A 13,761-nucleotide genomic window follows, 5' to 3' on the forward strand; every position below is an offset into this window, starting at 1 on the left:
ATGGAAGCATTACAAAGTTTAACTGCGCTCTTTACTCAACATGTCACGGATGCAAAAAGCCTTGATGTGTGGGCTGAAGACGGTGAATTGATTTGCACCCAGGGCAGTTTTGTTGATGGTTTTGATATCGCGTACACGGTGAACATTAATATGACAGGCGTCGATGTTCAGCCGCATATATTGATGATGCACCTTGTTACCTGGTTCAATAAATACGATATGAACCGAGATGAGAAAGGCTTACCAACCCCATCATTCGCGACAGAGCTGCTGGATAAAGGCAAGTGTGACATCAAATTGAAAATTGATATTCGAGAGAGCTATTCATTGAATGAAAATGTCTTGGGCAATTGGCAGCAAAATGAGACGCGTTATGAATGTATCAGTGATTTTCATCAAGCCGTAACCGAAGACGAGTTACCAACGCTTGAGTTTATTAAAGGACCTGAAGGTGATCTTCCGTTATGCAGTTAAATAGTCCTGAACATTTAACGCATGCCATTAATGATTTGATACTAACCGGTCCTGAGAAGTTTGATTTAAACCGACGCTTGGCAAACCGTACACGGCAAACATTTCGGGCTCAAATACGCGCGCAGCGTGATATTGACGATAACCCATATCAAAAACGAACAAGGCGCAAGATAAGCACGGTTTATAAAACGGGCTCATGGGAAACCGCTAAGAATACGCAAAACAACAAAAACATGCTGGCAGGTTTTGGGCGAGCATTGAAGACGCGTGTTGATGAAAAGAGCTTTGAAGTTGGGCTAGCTGGTCTTGTGGGGAAAATGGCAAGGCTACATAACGAAGGACAAAATGTGTCATTCACGACGCGGGTTAACGGTTATTACAATACCAGGACAAGCAGATGGGAAGGCGGGACAAAAGTAAAAAATAATTACCGAATGCCAAAGCGGACATTTATCGGTTGGACACCAGCACTTGAGCGCGATCTACTTGCAATGGTTGCTGAACAATTTTTACCAGGCGTGGAGAATTAAATGCGTGAGATTAAAGTTAAACCAAAGAAAGGGTTACTCGTACGTGATCCGAATACCCGTGAACCATTAAAAGCCGCGGGCGAACTTAAGCCCCGTAATACCTATTGGTTACGTCGAATCAACGATGCTGATGTACTACTGGTTACTGAATCAAAAAAGGAAACTAAATCATGAGCATTAGTTTTGCCGCAGTCCCGAACAATGCGAGAGTTCCAGGCGTTTATATTGAAATTGATAACAGCCTGGCAAACAGCGCAGAAGCACAGCAAATTGTATTAGTGATTGGTAATGCGGTGGCTAATGCACCTGTTGGGCCGAACACGGTCGTACTTTGCATGAATGAAGATTCTGCGCGTAAGCAGTTTGGTGAGTCAGATATCACATCGATGTTGAAGTATTTCACCAAGCAAAATGAAACCCTGCCTATTTATGCGGTGAGTGTTGATGCAAGCGATACGATGAATGCCCTTGCTGCACTGGGGGATAAGCAATATCACCATATCATTTGCTCATTAAATGACGATACCACGGTGCGTGATTTAGGTGAGTTTTTAGATGCTCGTTATGAAGCGCTGCAAATGATCCCTGGTATCGCGTACTTACCCAAAAAAGGCACGCATGCGGAATTAGTGACTTATGGCGAAAAGTCTAATTGCCCATTAATTAGTTTTATCTCTATCAACGATGTGGGTGATTCGGGCAATAAACCATTGAGTGACGCCGAAGTCGTTGCAGCCTGGGCGGGACAAATAGCGCCGTCACTTGCTAACGATCCTTGTCGACCACTACAAACGCTGAAAATGAAGGGTGTGTACTCAATCGCAAGCAGTGAGTTTGACTGGGCTGAACGTAATTTACTGTTACATGAAGGGATGGGAACATATACGGTCACTGCGACTGGTGAAGTACAAGTTGAGCGACCAGTAACCGCCTATACCGAAAACGCCGCTGGTGTTGCTGATAACAGCTATTTAGATGTGATGACACCTGCAACCGCAATGTATTTTCGTGAAAAACAGCGTTCACTTATTCAAAGTAAATATGGTCGACATAAATTAGCGAAAGACGGTACTAACTTTGCACCTGGTCAAGCGATTGCAACGCCAAGCATGATTAAGGGTGAACTACTTACGTTGTACAGATCGTTGGAATACAAAGGTATTGTTCAAGACTTTGAGGGTTACAAAAAATCATTAATCGTTGAGTTAGATGACACAAATAAAGCCCGTATTAACTACCTCGATAGTCCGCAGTTTATCAACGGCCTGATCATCACAGCGGGTAAAATTCAATTTAGAAAGTAACTCAATCATTGGGTTTTGGGAGTAAATAATGAGTACGAAAATAACCAGCCGTGGTTTTTTAGATGCCGGTTCTTTAGGTCGATTACCGACGAAAGAAGGTGCCACCGTTAACTTTGGTAATATGAAACGTGATCCCGTTCTGGGTGATGCGGGGGTGCTTGGATACAGTGAAGTATTTGAAGGTGCGCCCAGTATTAAGGCCACGATTGTTCATGCTACCACCACCGATGAAACCGCTATCAAAAATTTCACTAGTGAAAATATTACGCTCAATACCAACAGTGGTAAAAGCTACACCTTGATGGATGCTTGGGTTGGTGAAGCACTTGAACTAACCGTTAAAGATGGTCAGTTAGACGTGATGTTCTTTGGTACTGAACTCATACCACAATAGTATCGAAGGGGGTTGTCATGTTATCGATATTAATAAAGCGAAAAGCGCGAGCAAGAAAAAAACAAGAAAATGAAGATAAGCCAATTCAAAGCGACATATTATCAATTAAAAGTAGCGGTAAGCAACGCGTAACACTTGAAGATAAGCCCTGGTCTGAAGTGCAAAACACCTTAAAAAGGGATTTAGAGTATTCAAGAACCTTGGCTGGCTCGCAAGAAAAAATACCGTTTAAAAAAGAACTCATTAAAAAATACAAACCATTAGTCACCAAGTTGCTTGCAACCCATGAAAATTTAGATGGGTTGGATGTCGTGTGGTGGTTCTATCAATGGCAGATTGATTGTGGCCTGTTGCCGTTAATGCACGACGCTTTTAAAGCGGCGGTGCTAAAAGGTTTAGATACACCGGCTAATTGGAAGTCGAATGGACAAACGGCGTATTGCGATATTGTTTTTAAATATTCGCATGAAGCACATAAAGCGAATATCGAATTTAATACCGCGTATTTAAGCGGTGCAATCAATGATTTGTTAGCGGGTAGTATTGCCACTAATCCACCGTTAAAAGTTAAAATGTTCCGTTTAGCGGGCGATTTATTATTACAAGCGGGTAACGCTGAAGACGCATTAACCTTGTATAACGTTGTCATGAAAATAGACCCGCAAAAAGGCGGTCGTAAAACCAAAGTGAAAGAATTAAAGGAAGCATTAGGCCATGAGTAAAGCATTAGAGTTAACGTCAACAAATTCGAAAATGGTCGCGCTCGCGTCACCAATGACTGTGGGCGGTGAAGAAGTTAACGAAATTGAACTGCGTAAACCTAACGCGGGTAATTTACGTGGATTAAATTTAATCAGTGTTGTTGAAATGCACTTTGATGCTGCGATGGTATTACTCCCCCGTATATCGAAATTAAATGAACGTGACATTTTGAATATGGAACCGGAAAACTTTGCGCCATTGATGACGGAAATAGCGGGTTTTTTCGTGAATACGGAACACTAATAGAGCGCGTAGAAACCTACTACGCCGATATTGCTATGGTGTTTCATTGGCCCCCAAGTGAAATAGACATACTCAGTCTTGATGATTTATTGCTCTTTAGAGAAGAAGCGCGAATTCGTCATGAACCAGAAAGCGCCTAGTGCGCTTTTTTTATACCTAAAAGAGAGCTAAACCGATGAAGATGAATCTATCCGTGGTGATGGGCATAGTAGATAAAACCAGTAAACCACTGCAAGGCATGGCAAGTGATTCTGATTATTACGCCAAGAAAATAAAAAAAATACAAAGTGCACAATCAGATGATTCCAGTGCATTAACCATGATTGCCTCTTACCAGAAAATCCAAAAAGAATTAGATAAAAATGCATTGGAAGGTGAAGAGGCAACAGAAAAACTTGCCAAGCTAAAAGCGCAAATGGCGGCTACAAAAGAGCCAAGCGCCGCACTGACGAATCGCCTTGCTAAGCAAACTGAAAAAGTAGCCAAACTGTCTGCTAACAATGATAAATACGAAAACAGTCTTCACCAAACAAGCAAGCAGATGAAGAAAGCAGGCGTTAATGTTCGTCATCTTGACAGTGAGTTTGATCGCCTGTCACAGAGCCAGCGCGATAATGCCAAACAGGTTGAAGCTGTCAGTAATAAATATAAACGATTACGCACTGCGATGGCGCCGGTTCAAAGACTGAGTCAGTCAATTAAAATGCCTAACCTTAAATCGGCGGCATTGGGTGAAGGGGCGGCTATATTAGGCGGGTTAAGCCTGGGCGGATTATTTAGTCAGATGAATAGCGCGGCAGCTGAAATGGACAAACTGTCTAAAGCGGCGAATAACTTAAATATGCCGGTTGAAGAACTGCAAGCGATGCAGTCTCAAGCGGAGCATGCGGGGGTGAGCTCGGACACGATGAGCGCAGCTATGGTGCGGTTTACCAAGCGGTTGGGTGTACTGCAAACTACGGGCAAGGGCGCAATGGGTTCGTTTTTACAGAAGGGTAAAAATCCATTATATAGAGAGCTAAAGGGCGCGAAGGATACACAGCAAGCTTATGACAGTGTGCTTGAGTCATTTTCAAAGTTAAAGACTAACCAGGAACAGATGGCTTTTGCTGATGCCGCGTTTGGACAAGATGGACGGAAAATGTTGATCATGCTACGTGACGGCACAAAGGGCTTAACCCTTGCGCGTAAAGAATTCAATGAAACGGGTGGAGGAGTAACATCGGAAGATGCCGCCAAAGCCGAAGCGTACAATGATGCCATGCAAAAAGTGCAGGAAAGCATTAGTTCAGTGAAGTTTGCCGTATTAGCACCGGTGATGATGAGGCTCACTGAAGTATTTACAGTATTTTCCAATAAATTTAAGGATGTAAAATGGCGCACGGATTTAATTGAAAAAATCAAAGCCGCAGTTAACGCGCTTTACGATGGATTTAAGTTTTTAGGCAACATCATTTTATTTATATCTCAGAATTTCAAAGGCATGATTGCTGTGCTCGCTATCTTCAAAATAGCGATGATTGCGATTAACGCAGCCGTTATGGCAAACCCAATCGGTCTTATGGTTGCGGCCATTGGAGCGGCCATTATTGCAATCGTTTACCTTATTGATAAATTTGTTGGCTTTGACGTGATTTTAAAAGCGGTGGGTGAGGCTATCGGTTGGGTATGGGACGGTATCAAGGCATTGATAAACATGTTGCCGGATGCTTTAATCCCCGATGGTTGGAAAGCCTCTGCAGAAGCGGCAGGGGGGGAAGTCGATAAGCTCAATGAAAAACTAAATACGATTAAAGACAAAAATGCCAAGTTAGGTATCACCACAGATGAAACCATTAATCAGACCACAACAAGTAAATCCAATGAGCAACGAAAACAAGGCTTGTCAGGGAATATTATCCCTATGTCAAAAGCAACGCCGTTAACAAACCAAACATTAAAAAGCCAAGCAGAGGTTGCAGTGACGATTAAATCAGAAAAGCCAATCAGCATAGACAAAGCAACCAGTGAGAAGGGGACTAATTTAAATTTGAATGTCGGGGATATGATGATGAGTTATTGAGTGGCAATGTAGACGCTCAATAAGGTATAGCCCTATCCATATGTATCCAATACAACCATCCTGTGCCGCCTTTTGAAATAATAAATTATGATGTTATAAGATATTATTTGTTTCTAGCATTAAGTCTCACTTTGTCAGGTAAAAGTCTTGTTTTCCTTTCATATAAAATAAAAGTATAATAAAATCAGTTGTATATGAAGTGTTGTAAATAATTAACAAGACTTTAATAATAAATAACAGGACTGCACACTTTCCCAGAACAGATTTAAATGTCAGATTTATGTTTTATCTTCTTTTTCATTGCATTAGTCGTTATTGACTAGGGTTAATTGATTTGGGGAATTGAGACGTCCTGCTATACAAATGTTATGTTCTCGAAGGTCATTTAACATTGGAGTTGTAGTGAAACTTTTATATAAATATATGTCGAATCCTGAGTATTTTCTGAAAGAAGGCTATATCAGAGCTTCTCAGTTATCTGCGTTAAATGATCCCTTTGAGGCTACCTATTGCAAAGAAGCTTTGTCTGACCTCTGTCCTCATTTTGAAATATGTGATTCACCGAGCGAGTTAATTTCCTATATTGAGGAAAACAAAAATAAAATTGGCGTGATTAGCTTAACTGAAGCTAAAGATAATTTGTTAATGTGGTCGCATTACGCTAATGAACATAAAGGTGCGGTTATCGGCTTCTGGGCAAAATCTGCTTTTAACGGCAACATGTTTACTCATTTACATGAGCCTAGATTCAACTCAACTAGCTTGTTTGACGGTTTTGAAATGTTCCATGGTGAGTGCCTTCCTGTCATGTATCGAAAACAACCTAGATACCGTGTTGATCGTTTTGACTTTGATTATTCAAACATTTCAGCGGAAGGTCAGGACAGAATCCTATTCGAAATTTTCCAACAGAAAAGCGACGAATGGATTTACGAAAAAGAGCACCGAGTTACTCTTCGGTTAGATCAAGCTGACAAAATTGTTGTGACTGATGTACATCGTTTAAAAAATAAACATGTGTTAAGCAAGCTACTTGGTATAGGTAGCGAAGATGAAAATGGTAGGTTCACCGTTTATCTGGATAAAATATCAGATGAAATAGTACGAGAAGCATATGCTAACAATTTAGTTGAGCTTAGCTTTGATCCTAGTAGTTTGTATCTATTTAAAGTAGGTCATGTTAATTCCATAATCTATGGGCTAAATGTTAGTCAAAGTACGATCGATGGTTATCAAGAGGAGCTCTATAACTATCGCAACATAGAGCAATGGAAAGCATCTTTAAATCATGACTTTTATACTTTAGAGTTCAGTGAAATAGAACGAACATAACAAACAATTTAAGAGTGATTCAGCACGCTTGGCATTTTTTGGTTTGGGTCAAGTTTAGTGATTAAGGTGTTCAAATTGAGTGTCGTGGTAGCGTACTTCACACCTTAATTGGGCGTTATAATTTCAAAGGTATTCATGCAACATTTCTTATATAAATATACCAAGTTAAGAGAGGACTTTTTTGTAGAGCCTTTCATTAGAGCAACACAGGTCGAAAGCCTGAATGATCCTTTCGAAGTAAAAGTTACTTTGCAACAAATAATCAAAGCAAGAATGGCTAGTAATACTTTTCATGGCATCGAAGAAGAGCTTGATAAGGAAAACTTTGAGTACATGATGGATGAGTTTCTTGGTATTTCTCAGCAAGACCTATCTGAAATTGGAATTATTTCTTTGACTGAAGATCCAGTGAATACACTTATGTGGTCTCATTATGCAGATGAGCATCGTGGGATTGCTGTTCAGTTTCGGTCGAATGGATCATTTTTTGATGGGGCAATTGAAGATTTTGCTGGAATCAGAAATAAGTACCGCGAAGACTATTCTGGTCTTGTGAATGAAACGCCGCAGGTTATTGCATATAGAAAAAACAGGCCACAGTTCGATTTCATCGAAGAAGTAGCAGCTAAAGACCGTGGTGACTACCCTCATAAAAAGTTTAATCAGCAATTAATTTATACGAAAGCAAATGATTGGATCTATGAAAAAGAGAGGCGAAGTGTAGTTTATCTTTATGATGCAGATAGAATTGTTTGTGATGTATCTGATGATATTGTAGAAATATGTAAAAAAAACAACATTGAACATACGGTAGAAAATCTACGTATTGAAATTAATTATCCTACCAACTTTGGTTATTCACCAGATATCTTGGATGTTCCTGATGAAATATATGACCAAAAAGAAATTAAACATGACGTTTACCACCTTTCAAGGAAAAGGAATGCATTCTATTTTTTCAAATTATCAAAAGATATGATACCGGCAATAGTTTTTGGCTGTAATGTAGATAAGCAAGTGGTTGAAAATATAAAGAAAAAATTAACCTGGAATCCAGAGCTATTTATAACAAAACCATCAGTTGACACATTTGAACTAGAGATAGAAAAATTATAACAAGGCCTTTAAACGGAACAAAAACAGTTGGCTTTGTTTCGTACCTCAACAAGTTTAGCCAACAATTTTTGTCCGCTTAGGCGGCGTTAGGCGAATCAATAAAATTTGGAGTATTTAAGTGGGAATTGATTTCTTTGAGTCAGGTCTGATGACCATTTGTGATGATGTAAAAAGATCTTTTTGGGAAATTGAGCGTTTTCATGATCTGACAGAAACAAACTGGAAGCAAAAAGACAAAGAGCTGCAAGAACATATCAGCGAGCTATTAAGTGATGTTCCAGAAGAACGTCATCATGATTATATCTCTAGTTATGGAGAAGATTTACATGAGAATCAGATACTCTTTCCTAAAATTCATCGAGCTTCAATTGTAATTTCAATTAGTAGTTATTTTGAAGATTATCTTAATCAAATAGCCCAGATTATCGAATCTGCAGTCCCTAATGCTAAAAAATATAAGCACTTTCAATTCGAGTATAAGAAAAAAAGACAGGGGTCGACAATTGCTTGTGCCAAAGACTATATTTTAAAATTTGGAAGTCTTGACTTAAAAAGTGTTGAGGGTTGCTGGGAAGATCTACAACAGATTAATCGCTTAAGGAATCAATTAGTCCATGAGGCTGGCTATTTACCTAGCTCTAGTGCGAACATACTAAACAAATATGTTTCTAAAAATAAAAACCTTTCTGGGCTGCCGAATAATAAAGTTGTTATTAGGTCTGGATTTATAACTAGCTATATCAACCTTTTGGTAAGTTTTTTTGAAGCGCTTGATAAAGAGCTTGTTAAGTTTATGAATGCATAATTAGCCTAACAAGCAGTTCAACAATGGGAGCGTAAACGGCTGCCATCGTTTTTGCAAAAGAATAATTTCGTTAGCTGTGGTCAGTATGTGGACGAAAATAAATTAAATTCATTCTATTTCAATCACTTGCAGGCACAAAAAAGCCCCAAAAAAGGGGCTTTTTTAATTATTTATACAATTTAAATAAACTTTAAAATACTGAAGTATCTTGGAATAAACCAACTTTAAGATCTTTAGCTGTGTAAATCACTTTGCCATCTACAAGCATCTCAGCATCTGCGATACCCATTACTAGGCGACGTAGTACAACGCGCTTCATTACAATCTTATAAGTTACTTTCTTATTCGTAGGCAATACTTGGCCTGTGAATTTAACTTCACCCACACCCAGAGCACGTCCTTTACCTTTAGCGCCATTCCAACCTAGGAAGAAGCCAACTAATTGCCACATAGCGTCTAGGCCTAAGCAGCCTGGCATAACAGGATCACTGTCGAAGTGACAGTCGAAAAACCACAAATCAGGAGTGATGTCTAGCTCTGCAACGATTTCGCCTTTACCGAACTCACCGCTTGTCGCATCAATATTTAGAATGCGATCCATCATCAACATATTATCTTTTGGAAGACGAATATCTGAATCGAACAATTCACCGTTACCACATTTAACTAAGTCTTCTTTATTGAAGCTATTGCGTTCTGTTGCTGACATAGGTACCACTTCAACCTCTAATTCGTTAATCATAATTATATCCTTGTTATATGGGCGTTATCTTAGCGTACATCTGTACGCCTAACAAGTCCAATCAGTTGTATCATCCCTGTTTACCAATGATTCTAGCGCATAATTGTGTAAGTTTGTTGACGAAACCAGCTTCATCGCTATCTAATTTATCTTCGTTTTCATCTGCGAGTTGCTGAATGATGTAGTAGAGACTACCTTCTTCATCTATTTTACCCGCGTTAATGTCCATTAATAGTTCAATGGCTTGTTCGATATGCGTGACAGGGTAGATGGCGAGCTGCTGGTTATTTACTGCCTCGACAACTTTATCACTTAAGTTTAGGTTGATGGTATTTGCTGCTGGGATCAGAACCCCCATATCTGTTTGACCGTTTAATTCACAGATCCGCAAAAAGCCTTCTAGTTTTTCGTTAATACCGCCAACGGCTAGTACTGTACCAAATTGATCGATAGCACCCGTTACGGCCAGGTTTTGAGCTATCGGTTTTTGCGCTAGCACAGAGAGTAGGGCGCAGGTACCAGCTAGAGCAGCACTATCACCGTCTATTTCGCCATATGATTGTTCAAATACTAAATTGGCACTAATCGGCAATGGCAATGGCTTAGCGAATGCATGGGTGAAAAAGCCTTGAATAATCATCATAGACTTAGCGTGTATGTTACCTGCCAATTCAGCCTTGCGTTCAACATCAGAGATATCGCCATCACCATTTAGGTGGCCTGTCGCGGTAATACGGATTGGCTCACCAAAACTTTCCGGGTGACCATCTATCTCAAGAACCGATAAGCCATTAATTTGGCCAATTTTACTGCCGCTTGTTTCAAGTATAATTTGTTTTTCAATAATACCTTCATTACTTAAACGAATATGACCATTAAGCGCTTCATGCTGTAGTGTTAACACTGTGTTTAAGGTCACACTATCAATAGATGTTAGCTTGTTAGTGATCGCGATTTGATGGCTATAGCTTAATAGTGTTTTTAATTTTGATTCATTAAGACTCAGGTAATTATTATGCTCACACCAACGACTACTAAGCTGTAGTAATCGTTTTAGGCCACACCCAGAGAGAGGAAGTAAATTCGCATCAGTGAGCAACAGTTTAATATAACCAATATAGTGAGCTATATTTTGTTCCGTTATGTTAAATTCAGGCGAAAAATCAATAAATGAACTAGTCAGGCTTGATAGCTCTCTGTCACCGTCTGCTATTTGGCTGATCGCTAATCGGTCACCCAGTAGGATAATCTTAACGTCAATCGGTGCCGCATCTGGTTTTAGTTCAGTTTGTATCGCTTGATTACTTGACGTCCAGGCTAATGACTGTTGCTTGATGACTGATTTTAATTGATACCACAAGGCTGAGTTATTCAGTAGCTCATCGATTTTAATTGCAATATAGCCACCATGAGCTTGATGTAACAGCCCCGGTATCAATTGAGCGACATGACTAACGTAACTGTTATTTTGGTATAAGGTATCTAAGTTACCGAATAATGTCGTCGCGTCTAAATTACTTGCATCAATGATATTCACATCACTTGACGCATCACCTAAGATTTTAAATGATTGCTCGACGTTAAACTCATTCAAGTTCGCAAGTAGAGGTACTAAACGAGGGTAATCTTTAATCAGACAGGTATTTAGCTGTTTATACGAACATTCGCCCGTAGCAATAATTTGTTCAATGAGTTGCTTAAACAGGTCGGTCTTATCTCGCCATATTTCAAATGCGTGTGCAGCACCCGTTGTTGTTACATCTTCAACATAACAAATGGATTTCGCGCGCTTATTTGGTAGATGCTGAAGCATATTTGAGAACGATTCGATGTGATTAAAGCCGTCAAAATCAGTTACGACAAGTAATTTAGCAGCTAAAGTCTCATGAAATAGTGCAAATAGTTCATTATTTTGGGGAAATAATTGATCACGCGTAGCTATATCAAACTCTTCAAGTTTGTAGGCGGTGCCAAGATCAAAGATAGGGACAAGTTTATCAGCAGTAATTTTCTCAGTTAACAAGGCTATCACTCATTGTAAGGTAGATAATCAAATTATATGAGATTGTCTTATAAACAGATAGGTTTATTCACAGCTTGAATCAAATAGTCGGCTTTCCAGCAGAATTAATAACCAGATTCGATACGGTTAACATAAATAATGTAGGGCTGAAGTGTTGGAATGACTAGCTCGCTTAAGGCAAAGCCTGATGACGATGACCTTAAGCGAGCTATTAGTAACGATCTTAGGCTTTGATTACCACATTAAATCGTCAGGGATTTGGAAGTCTGCATACGGGTCGTCGTCTTCAACTTCTGTTGTAGTATTTTCATTCAGAACAAGTACGTAAGCTTCATCTACCGCTCTAATTTTATCGATAGCAACACCAGGCATAACATAAGACTTACCGTCAAGTACGCATAAGCCAATCTGACCTCTGGTTAACGCATTGTAGCTCGGTTGGTCAACAGCGAGCGTTTTAACTTTTTTATCAAGTACATAGTTAAATGAAAGTTCACCTGCAAAATCTGTAATGTGAAGTTGCTGGATCATTTGTTTCACTTTACCATGCTCAGACTTTAGCTCTATCTTGTCTTGAATAGTTTTGTTACGTTCTGCATCTAATTGCGCTTGAGCGACTTTTTTAGCTTTGATTTCATCTTGTAAAGTAGTATCTGCGCTTTGTTGATTTTTACGCACGGCTTTATTTGTTTTATTCTTTTCTTTACGGATTTTTTTTGCTTTTTTTTCATCGCCTAAGCCGGCTTTTAAAAGCTGATCTTGAAGTGAAGCCATGTTTATAATTCCTATCGATTTGTTTTATGTGCGGATCATAGCAGTGTTGCCTTTAATTCGCTAGCGCCAAACGTTGGTCGTTAATATACAGAAGGAAGAAGTAAAAGCTGGGATCAAAAAAGGCGGTGATTAGCCGCCTTTTAACTTATTTACTGTCTTATTCTACGCGTGGGGTAATTATTGCTCGATACCCGTAATTAACCATGGCGCGTTTGCTTGCGTTAGATCACGCTCTAAATGCCAAACTTCGTTGATGTCAGCTTCTACATCTTCGTGGCTATCACGGTAACGCCCGCTGAATTTTACACTCACTTGTGAAAGTGATGCCGTTGATTCTGCACGAACTAACTCAGCATCAAGGAACATTACTTCTGTGTGTTGTGTGCCATCAAGTTCTTTACGTTGAACACGAAGTTCATTGTACAGTTCGATAGACACATATTCCTGAATTGTTTCTAAATCGTTTTCATTCCAAGCTGTTTGTAGCGTTTTGTAATGGCTACGAGCGCCAGTTAAGAAGTTAGTCAAATCAAAATCAGCTGGTAGATTGAATGGTACATCGTTACTTGAACCAGCGAAGCCACCTTGGCTAGCAGAATTAAACGTTGCGTCAGTCTGTGCTTCTTGTTTAAAAGCTGGACCTGATGCTGGTTGCGGACCGCCTTGCTGTGATGCAGCTTTAGCTTGCATCATGCCTTTAAATAAGCGGAATAGTAAGAAGGCAACACCAGCCATGATAATCATGTCCATAAATTGGAAACCCTCAAAGGCACCACCAAACATAGATGCGATCAAACCACCAACAAGTAAACCACCTAACATACCACCAAGCATACCTTTTTTGCTCATTCCTTGCTTCGCTGGTGTAGCTGCCGCTGGCGTTTGTTTTTGTGGCGCCGTTTTGTAGCTCTTACCAAAAGACTTACCACCACCGAATTTTTTCGCGTGAACTTCAGGTGCCGCTAATGAGAAAGCGAATACCATCATTAGAACAGTTAAAATATTTTTCATTATATCCCTTCAATTAATACATATGTTATTTACGTTTTTATGTAATCAGCATAATAGCAATGGTGCAGTGTGCGTCAATTGTCTTTGGTTACTATTTACACTAGTTGACATAAAATGTCCTAAGATTTGATATTTAAATTAATAAAGTGATCTGAACACGATTTATAGCACCCCATTTTTAAGTTAATC

Annotated in this window: 16 protein-coding genes; 12 read left to right on the forward strand and 4 right to left on the reverse strand. The window is 39.5% G+C overall.

The features are described 5' to 3' along the window. The 12 genes from JFU56_RS00295 (at nucleotide 1) to JFU56_RS00350 (ending at nucleotide 9,022) form a co-directional block, all read left to right on the forward strand. On the forward strand, nucleotides 1-474 hold the full coding sequence (locus JFU56_RS00295; RefSeq protein WP_198435302.1) for a phage tail protein: 474 nt from the start codon (nucleotides 1-3) through the stop codon (nucleotides 472-474). Then, the gene (locus tag JFU56_RS00300; RefSeq protein WP_198435303.1) at nucleotides 465-1,004 is read left to right on the forward strand and encodes a phage virion morphogenesis protein; all 540 of its coding nucleotides are present in this window, start codon (nucleotides 465-467) and stop codon (nucleotides 1,002-1,004) included. Before JFU56_RS00295 ends, JFU56_RS00300 begins: the two co-directional genes overlap by 10 nt. Continuing rightward, nucleotides 1,005-1,178, forward strand: coding sequence for a DUF2635 domain-containing protein (locus JFU56_RS00305; protein WP_198435304.1), 174 nt, complete (start codon nucleotides 1,005-1,007; stop codon nucleotides 1,176-1,178). It begins immediately after the preceding gene. Continuing rightward, nucleotides 1,175-2,308: a phage tail sheath subtilisin-like domain-containing protein gene (locus tag JFU56_RS00310; protein WP_198435305.1), complete on the forward strand. Its 1,134-nt coding sequence runs from the start codon at nucleotides 1,175-1,177 to the stop codon at nucleotides 2,306-2,308. The genes JFU56_RS00305 and JFU56_RS00310 overlap by 4 nt, the downstream gene beginning before the upstream one ends. 28 nt (nucleotides 2,309-2,336) lie before the next feature. Then, nucleotides 2,337-2,702: a phage tail tube protein gene (locus JFU56_RS00315; protein ID WP_198435306.1), complete on the forward strand. Its 366-nt coding sequence runs from the start codon at nucleotides 2,337-2,339 to the stop codon at nucleotides 2,700-2,702. Between the two features lie 17 nt (nucleotides 2,703-2,719). Next, a complete protein-coding gene (gene gpM / locus JFU56_RS00320) occupies nucleotides 2,720-3,424 on the forward strand; it encodes a phage terminase small subunit (protein WP_198435307.1) in 705 nt (234 codons plus the stop codon). Further along, nucleotides 3,417-3,707 carry a phage tail assembly protein gene (locus JFU56_RS00325; RefSeq protein WP_198435308.1) on the forward strand — a complete coding sequence of 97 codons (291 nt, stop codon included), beginning with the start codon at nucleotides 3,417-3,419 and terminating at the stop codon, nucleotides 3,705-3,707. The genes gpM and JFU56_RS00325 overlap by 8 nt, the downstream gene beginning before the upstream one ends. A gap of 35 nt (nucleotides 3,708-3,742) precedes the next feature. Then, nucleotides 3,743-3,847: a GpE family phage tail protein gene (locus JFU56_RS00330; protein ID WP_198435309.1), complete on the forward strand. Its 105-nt coding sequence runs from the start codon at nucleotides 3,743-3,745 to the stop codon at nucleotides 3,845-3,847. 35 nt (nucleotides 3,848-3,882) lie between these two features. After that, nucleotides 3,883-5,769 carry a hypothetical protein gene (locus JFU56_RS00335; RefSeq protein ID WP_198435310.1) on the forward strand — a complete coding sequence of 629 codons (1,887 nt, stop codon included), beginning with the start codon at nucleotides 3,883-3,885 and terminating at the stop codon, nucleotides 5,767-5,769. 402 nt (nucleotides 5,770-6,171) lie between these two features. Next, nucleotides 6,172-7,101 carry a DUF2971 domain-containing protein gene (locus tag JFU56_RS00340; protein ID WP_198435311.1) on the forward strand — a complete coding sequence of 310 codons (930 nt, stop codon included), beginning with the start codon at nucleotides 6,172-6,174 and terminating at the stop codon, nucleotides 7,099-7,101. A 135-nt stretch (nucleotides 7,102-7,236) separates the two neighbouring features. Further along, nucleotides 7,237-8,217, forward strand: a complete 981-nt coding sequence (locus JFU56_RS00345) for a DUF2971 domain-containing protein (protein WP_198435312.1) — start codon at nucleotides 7,237-7,239, stop codon at nucleotides 8,215-8,217. A gap of 118 nt (nucleotides 8,218-8,335) precedes the next feature. Continuing rightward, entirely contained in the window at nucleotides 8,336-9,022 is a 687-nt protein-coding gene (locus tag JFU56_RS00350; protein WP_198435313.1) for a hypothetical protein, read from the forward strand. 190 nt (nucleotides 9,023-9,212) lie between these two features. Here the strand turns inward: JFU56_RS00350 and fabA are convergent, their stop codons facing one another. The 4 genes from fabA to JFU56_RS00370 form a co-directional block, all read right to left on the reverse strand. After that, nucleotides 9,213-9,731 carry a bifunctional 3-hydroxydecanoyl-ACP dehydratase/trans-2-decenoyl-ACP isomerase gene (gene fabA, locus JFU56_RS00355; RefSeq protein WP_198435823.1) on the reverse strand — a complete coding sequence of 173 codons (519 nt, stop codon included), beginning with the start codon at nucleotides 9,729-9,731 and terminating at the stop codon, nucleotides 9,213-9,215. Between the two features lie 103 nt (nucleotides 9,732-9,834). Beyond that, nucleotides 9,835-11,796 (reverse strand): AAA family ATPase, encoded by a 1,962-nt coding sequence (locus tag JFU56_RS00360; protein WP_242065776.1) that lies wholly within the window; start codon nucleotides 11,794-11,796, stop codon nucleotides 9,835-9,837. 225 nt (nucleotides 11,797-12,021) lie between these two features. Further along, nucleotides 12,022-12,561 (reverse strand): DUF2058 domain-containing protein, encoded by a 540-nt coding sequence (locus JFU56_RS00365; protein WP_198435315.1) that lies wholly within the window; start codon nucleotides 12,559-12,561, stop codon nucleotides 12,022-12,024. Nucleotides 12,562-12,738: 177 nt separating this feature from the next. Continuing rightward, a complete protein-coding gene (locus JFU56_RS00370) occupies nucleotides 12,739-13,572 on the reverse strand; it encodes a Tim44 domain-containing protein (protein WP_198435316.1) in 834 nt (277 codons plus the stop codon). Nucleotides 13,573-13,761 lie beyond the last annotated feature (189 nt).

The organism is Moritella sp. F3 (assembly GCF_015082335.1).
Classification (GTDB): Bacteria; Pseudomonadota; Gammaproteobacteria; order Enterobacterales; family Moritellaceae; genus Moritella.

Bases quoted from the DNA above. Each gene is read 5' to 3' on its own strand.
- JFU56_RS00315 (WP_198435306.1), top strand. From the start codon at position 2,337: ATGAGTACGAAAATAACCAGCCGTGGTTTTTTAGATGCCGGTTCTTTA.
- JFU56_RS00345 (WP_198435312.1), top strand. From the start codon at position 7,237: ATGCAACATTTCTTATATAAATATACCAAGTTAAGAGAGGACTTTTTT.
- JFU56_RS00335 (WP_198435310.1), top strand. From the start codon at position 3,883: ATGAAGATGAATCTATCCGTGGTGATGGGCATAGTAGATAAAACCAGT.
- JFU56_RS00325 (WP_198435308.1), top strand. From the start codon at position 3,417: ATGAGTAAAGCATTAGAGTTAACGTCAACAAATTCGAAAATGGTCGCG.
- fabA (WP_198435823.1), bottom strand. From the start codon at position 9,731: ATGTCAGCAACAGAACGCAATAGCTTCAATAAAGAAGACTTAGTTAAA.
- JFU56_RS00330 (WP_198435309.1), top strand. From the start codon at position 3,743: ATGGTGTTTCATTGGCCCCCAAGTGAAATAGACATACTCAGTCTTGAT.
- JFU56_RS00310 (WP_198435305.1), top strand. From the start codon at position 1,175: ATGAGCATTAGTTTTGCCGCAGTCCCGAACAATGCGAGAGTTCCAGGC.
- JFU56_RS00295 (WP_198435302.1), top strand. From the start codon at position 1: ATGGAAGCATTACAAAGTTTAACTGCGCTCTTTACTCAACATGTCACG.
- gpM (WP_198435307.1), top strand. From the start codon at position 2,720: ATGTTATCGATATTAATAAAGCGAAAAGCGCGAGCAAGAAAAAAACAA.
- JFU56_RS00365 (WP_198435315.1), bottom strand. From the start codon at position 12,561: ATGGCTTCACTTCAAGATCAGCTTTTAAAAGCCGGCTTAGGCGATGAA.
- JFU56_RS00370 (WP_198435316.1), bottom strand. From the start codon at position 13,572: ATGAAAAATATTTTAACTGTTCTAATGATGGTATTCGCTTTCTCATTA.
- JFU56_RS00300 (WP_198435303.1), top strand. From the start codon at position 465: ATGCAGTTAAATAGTCCTGAACATTTAACGCATGCCATTAATGATTTG.
- JFU56_RS00305 (WP_198435304.1), top strand. From the start codon at position 1,005: ATGCGTGAGATTAAAGTTAAACCAAAGAAAGGGTTACTCGTACGTGAT.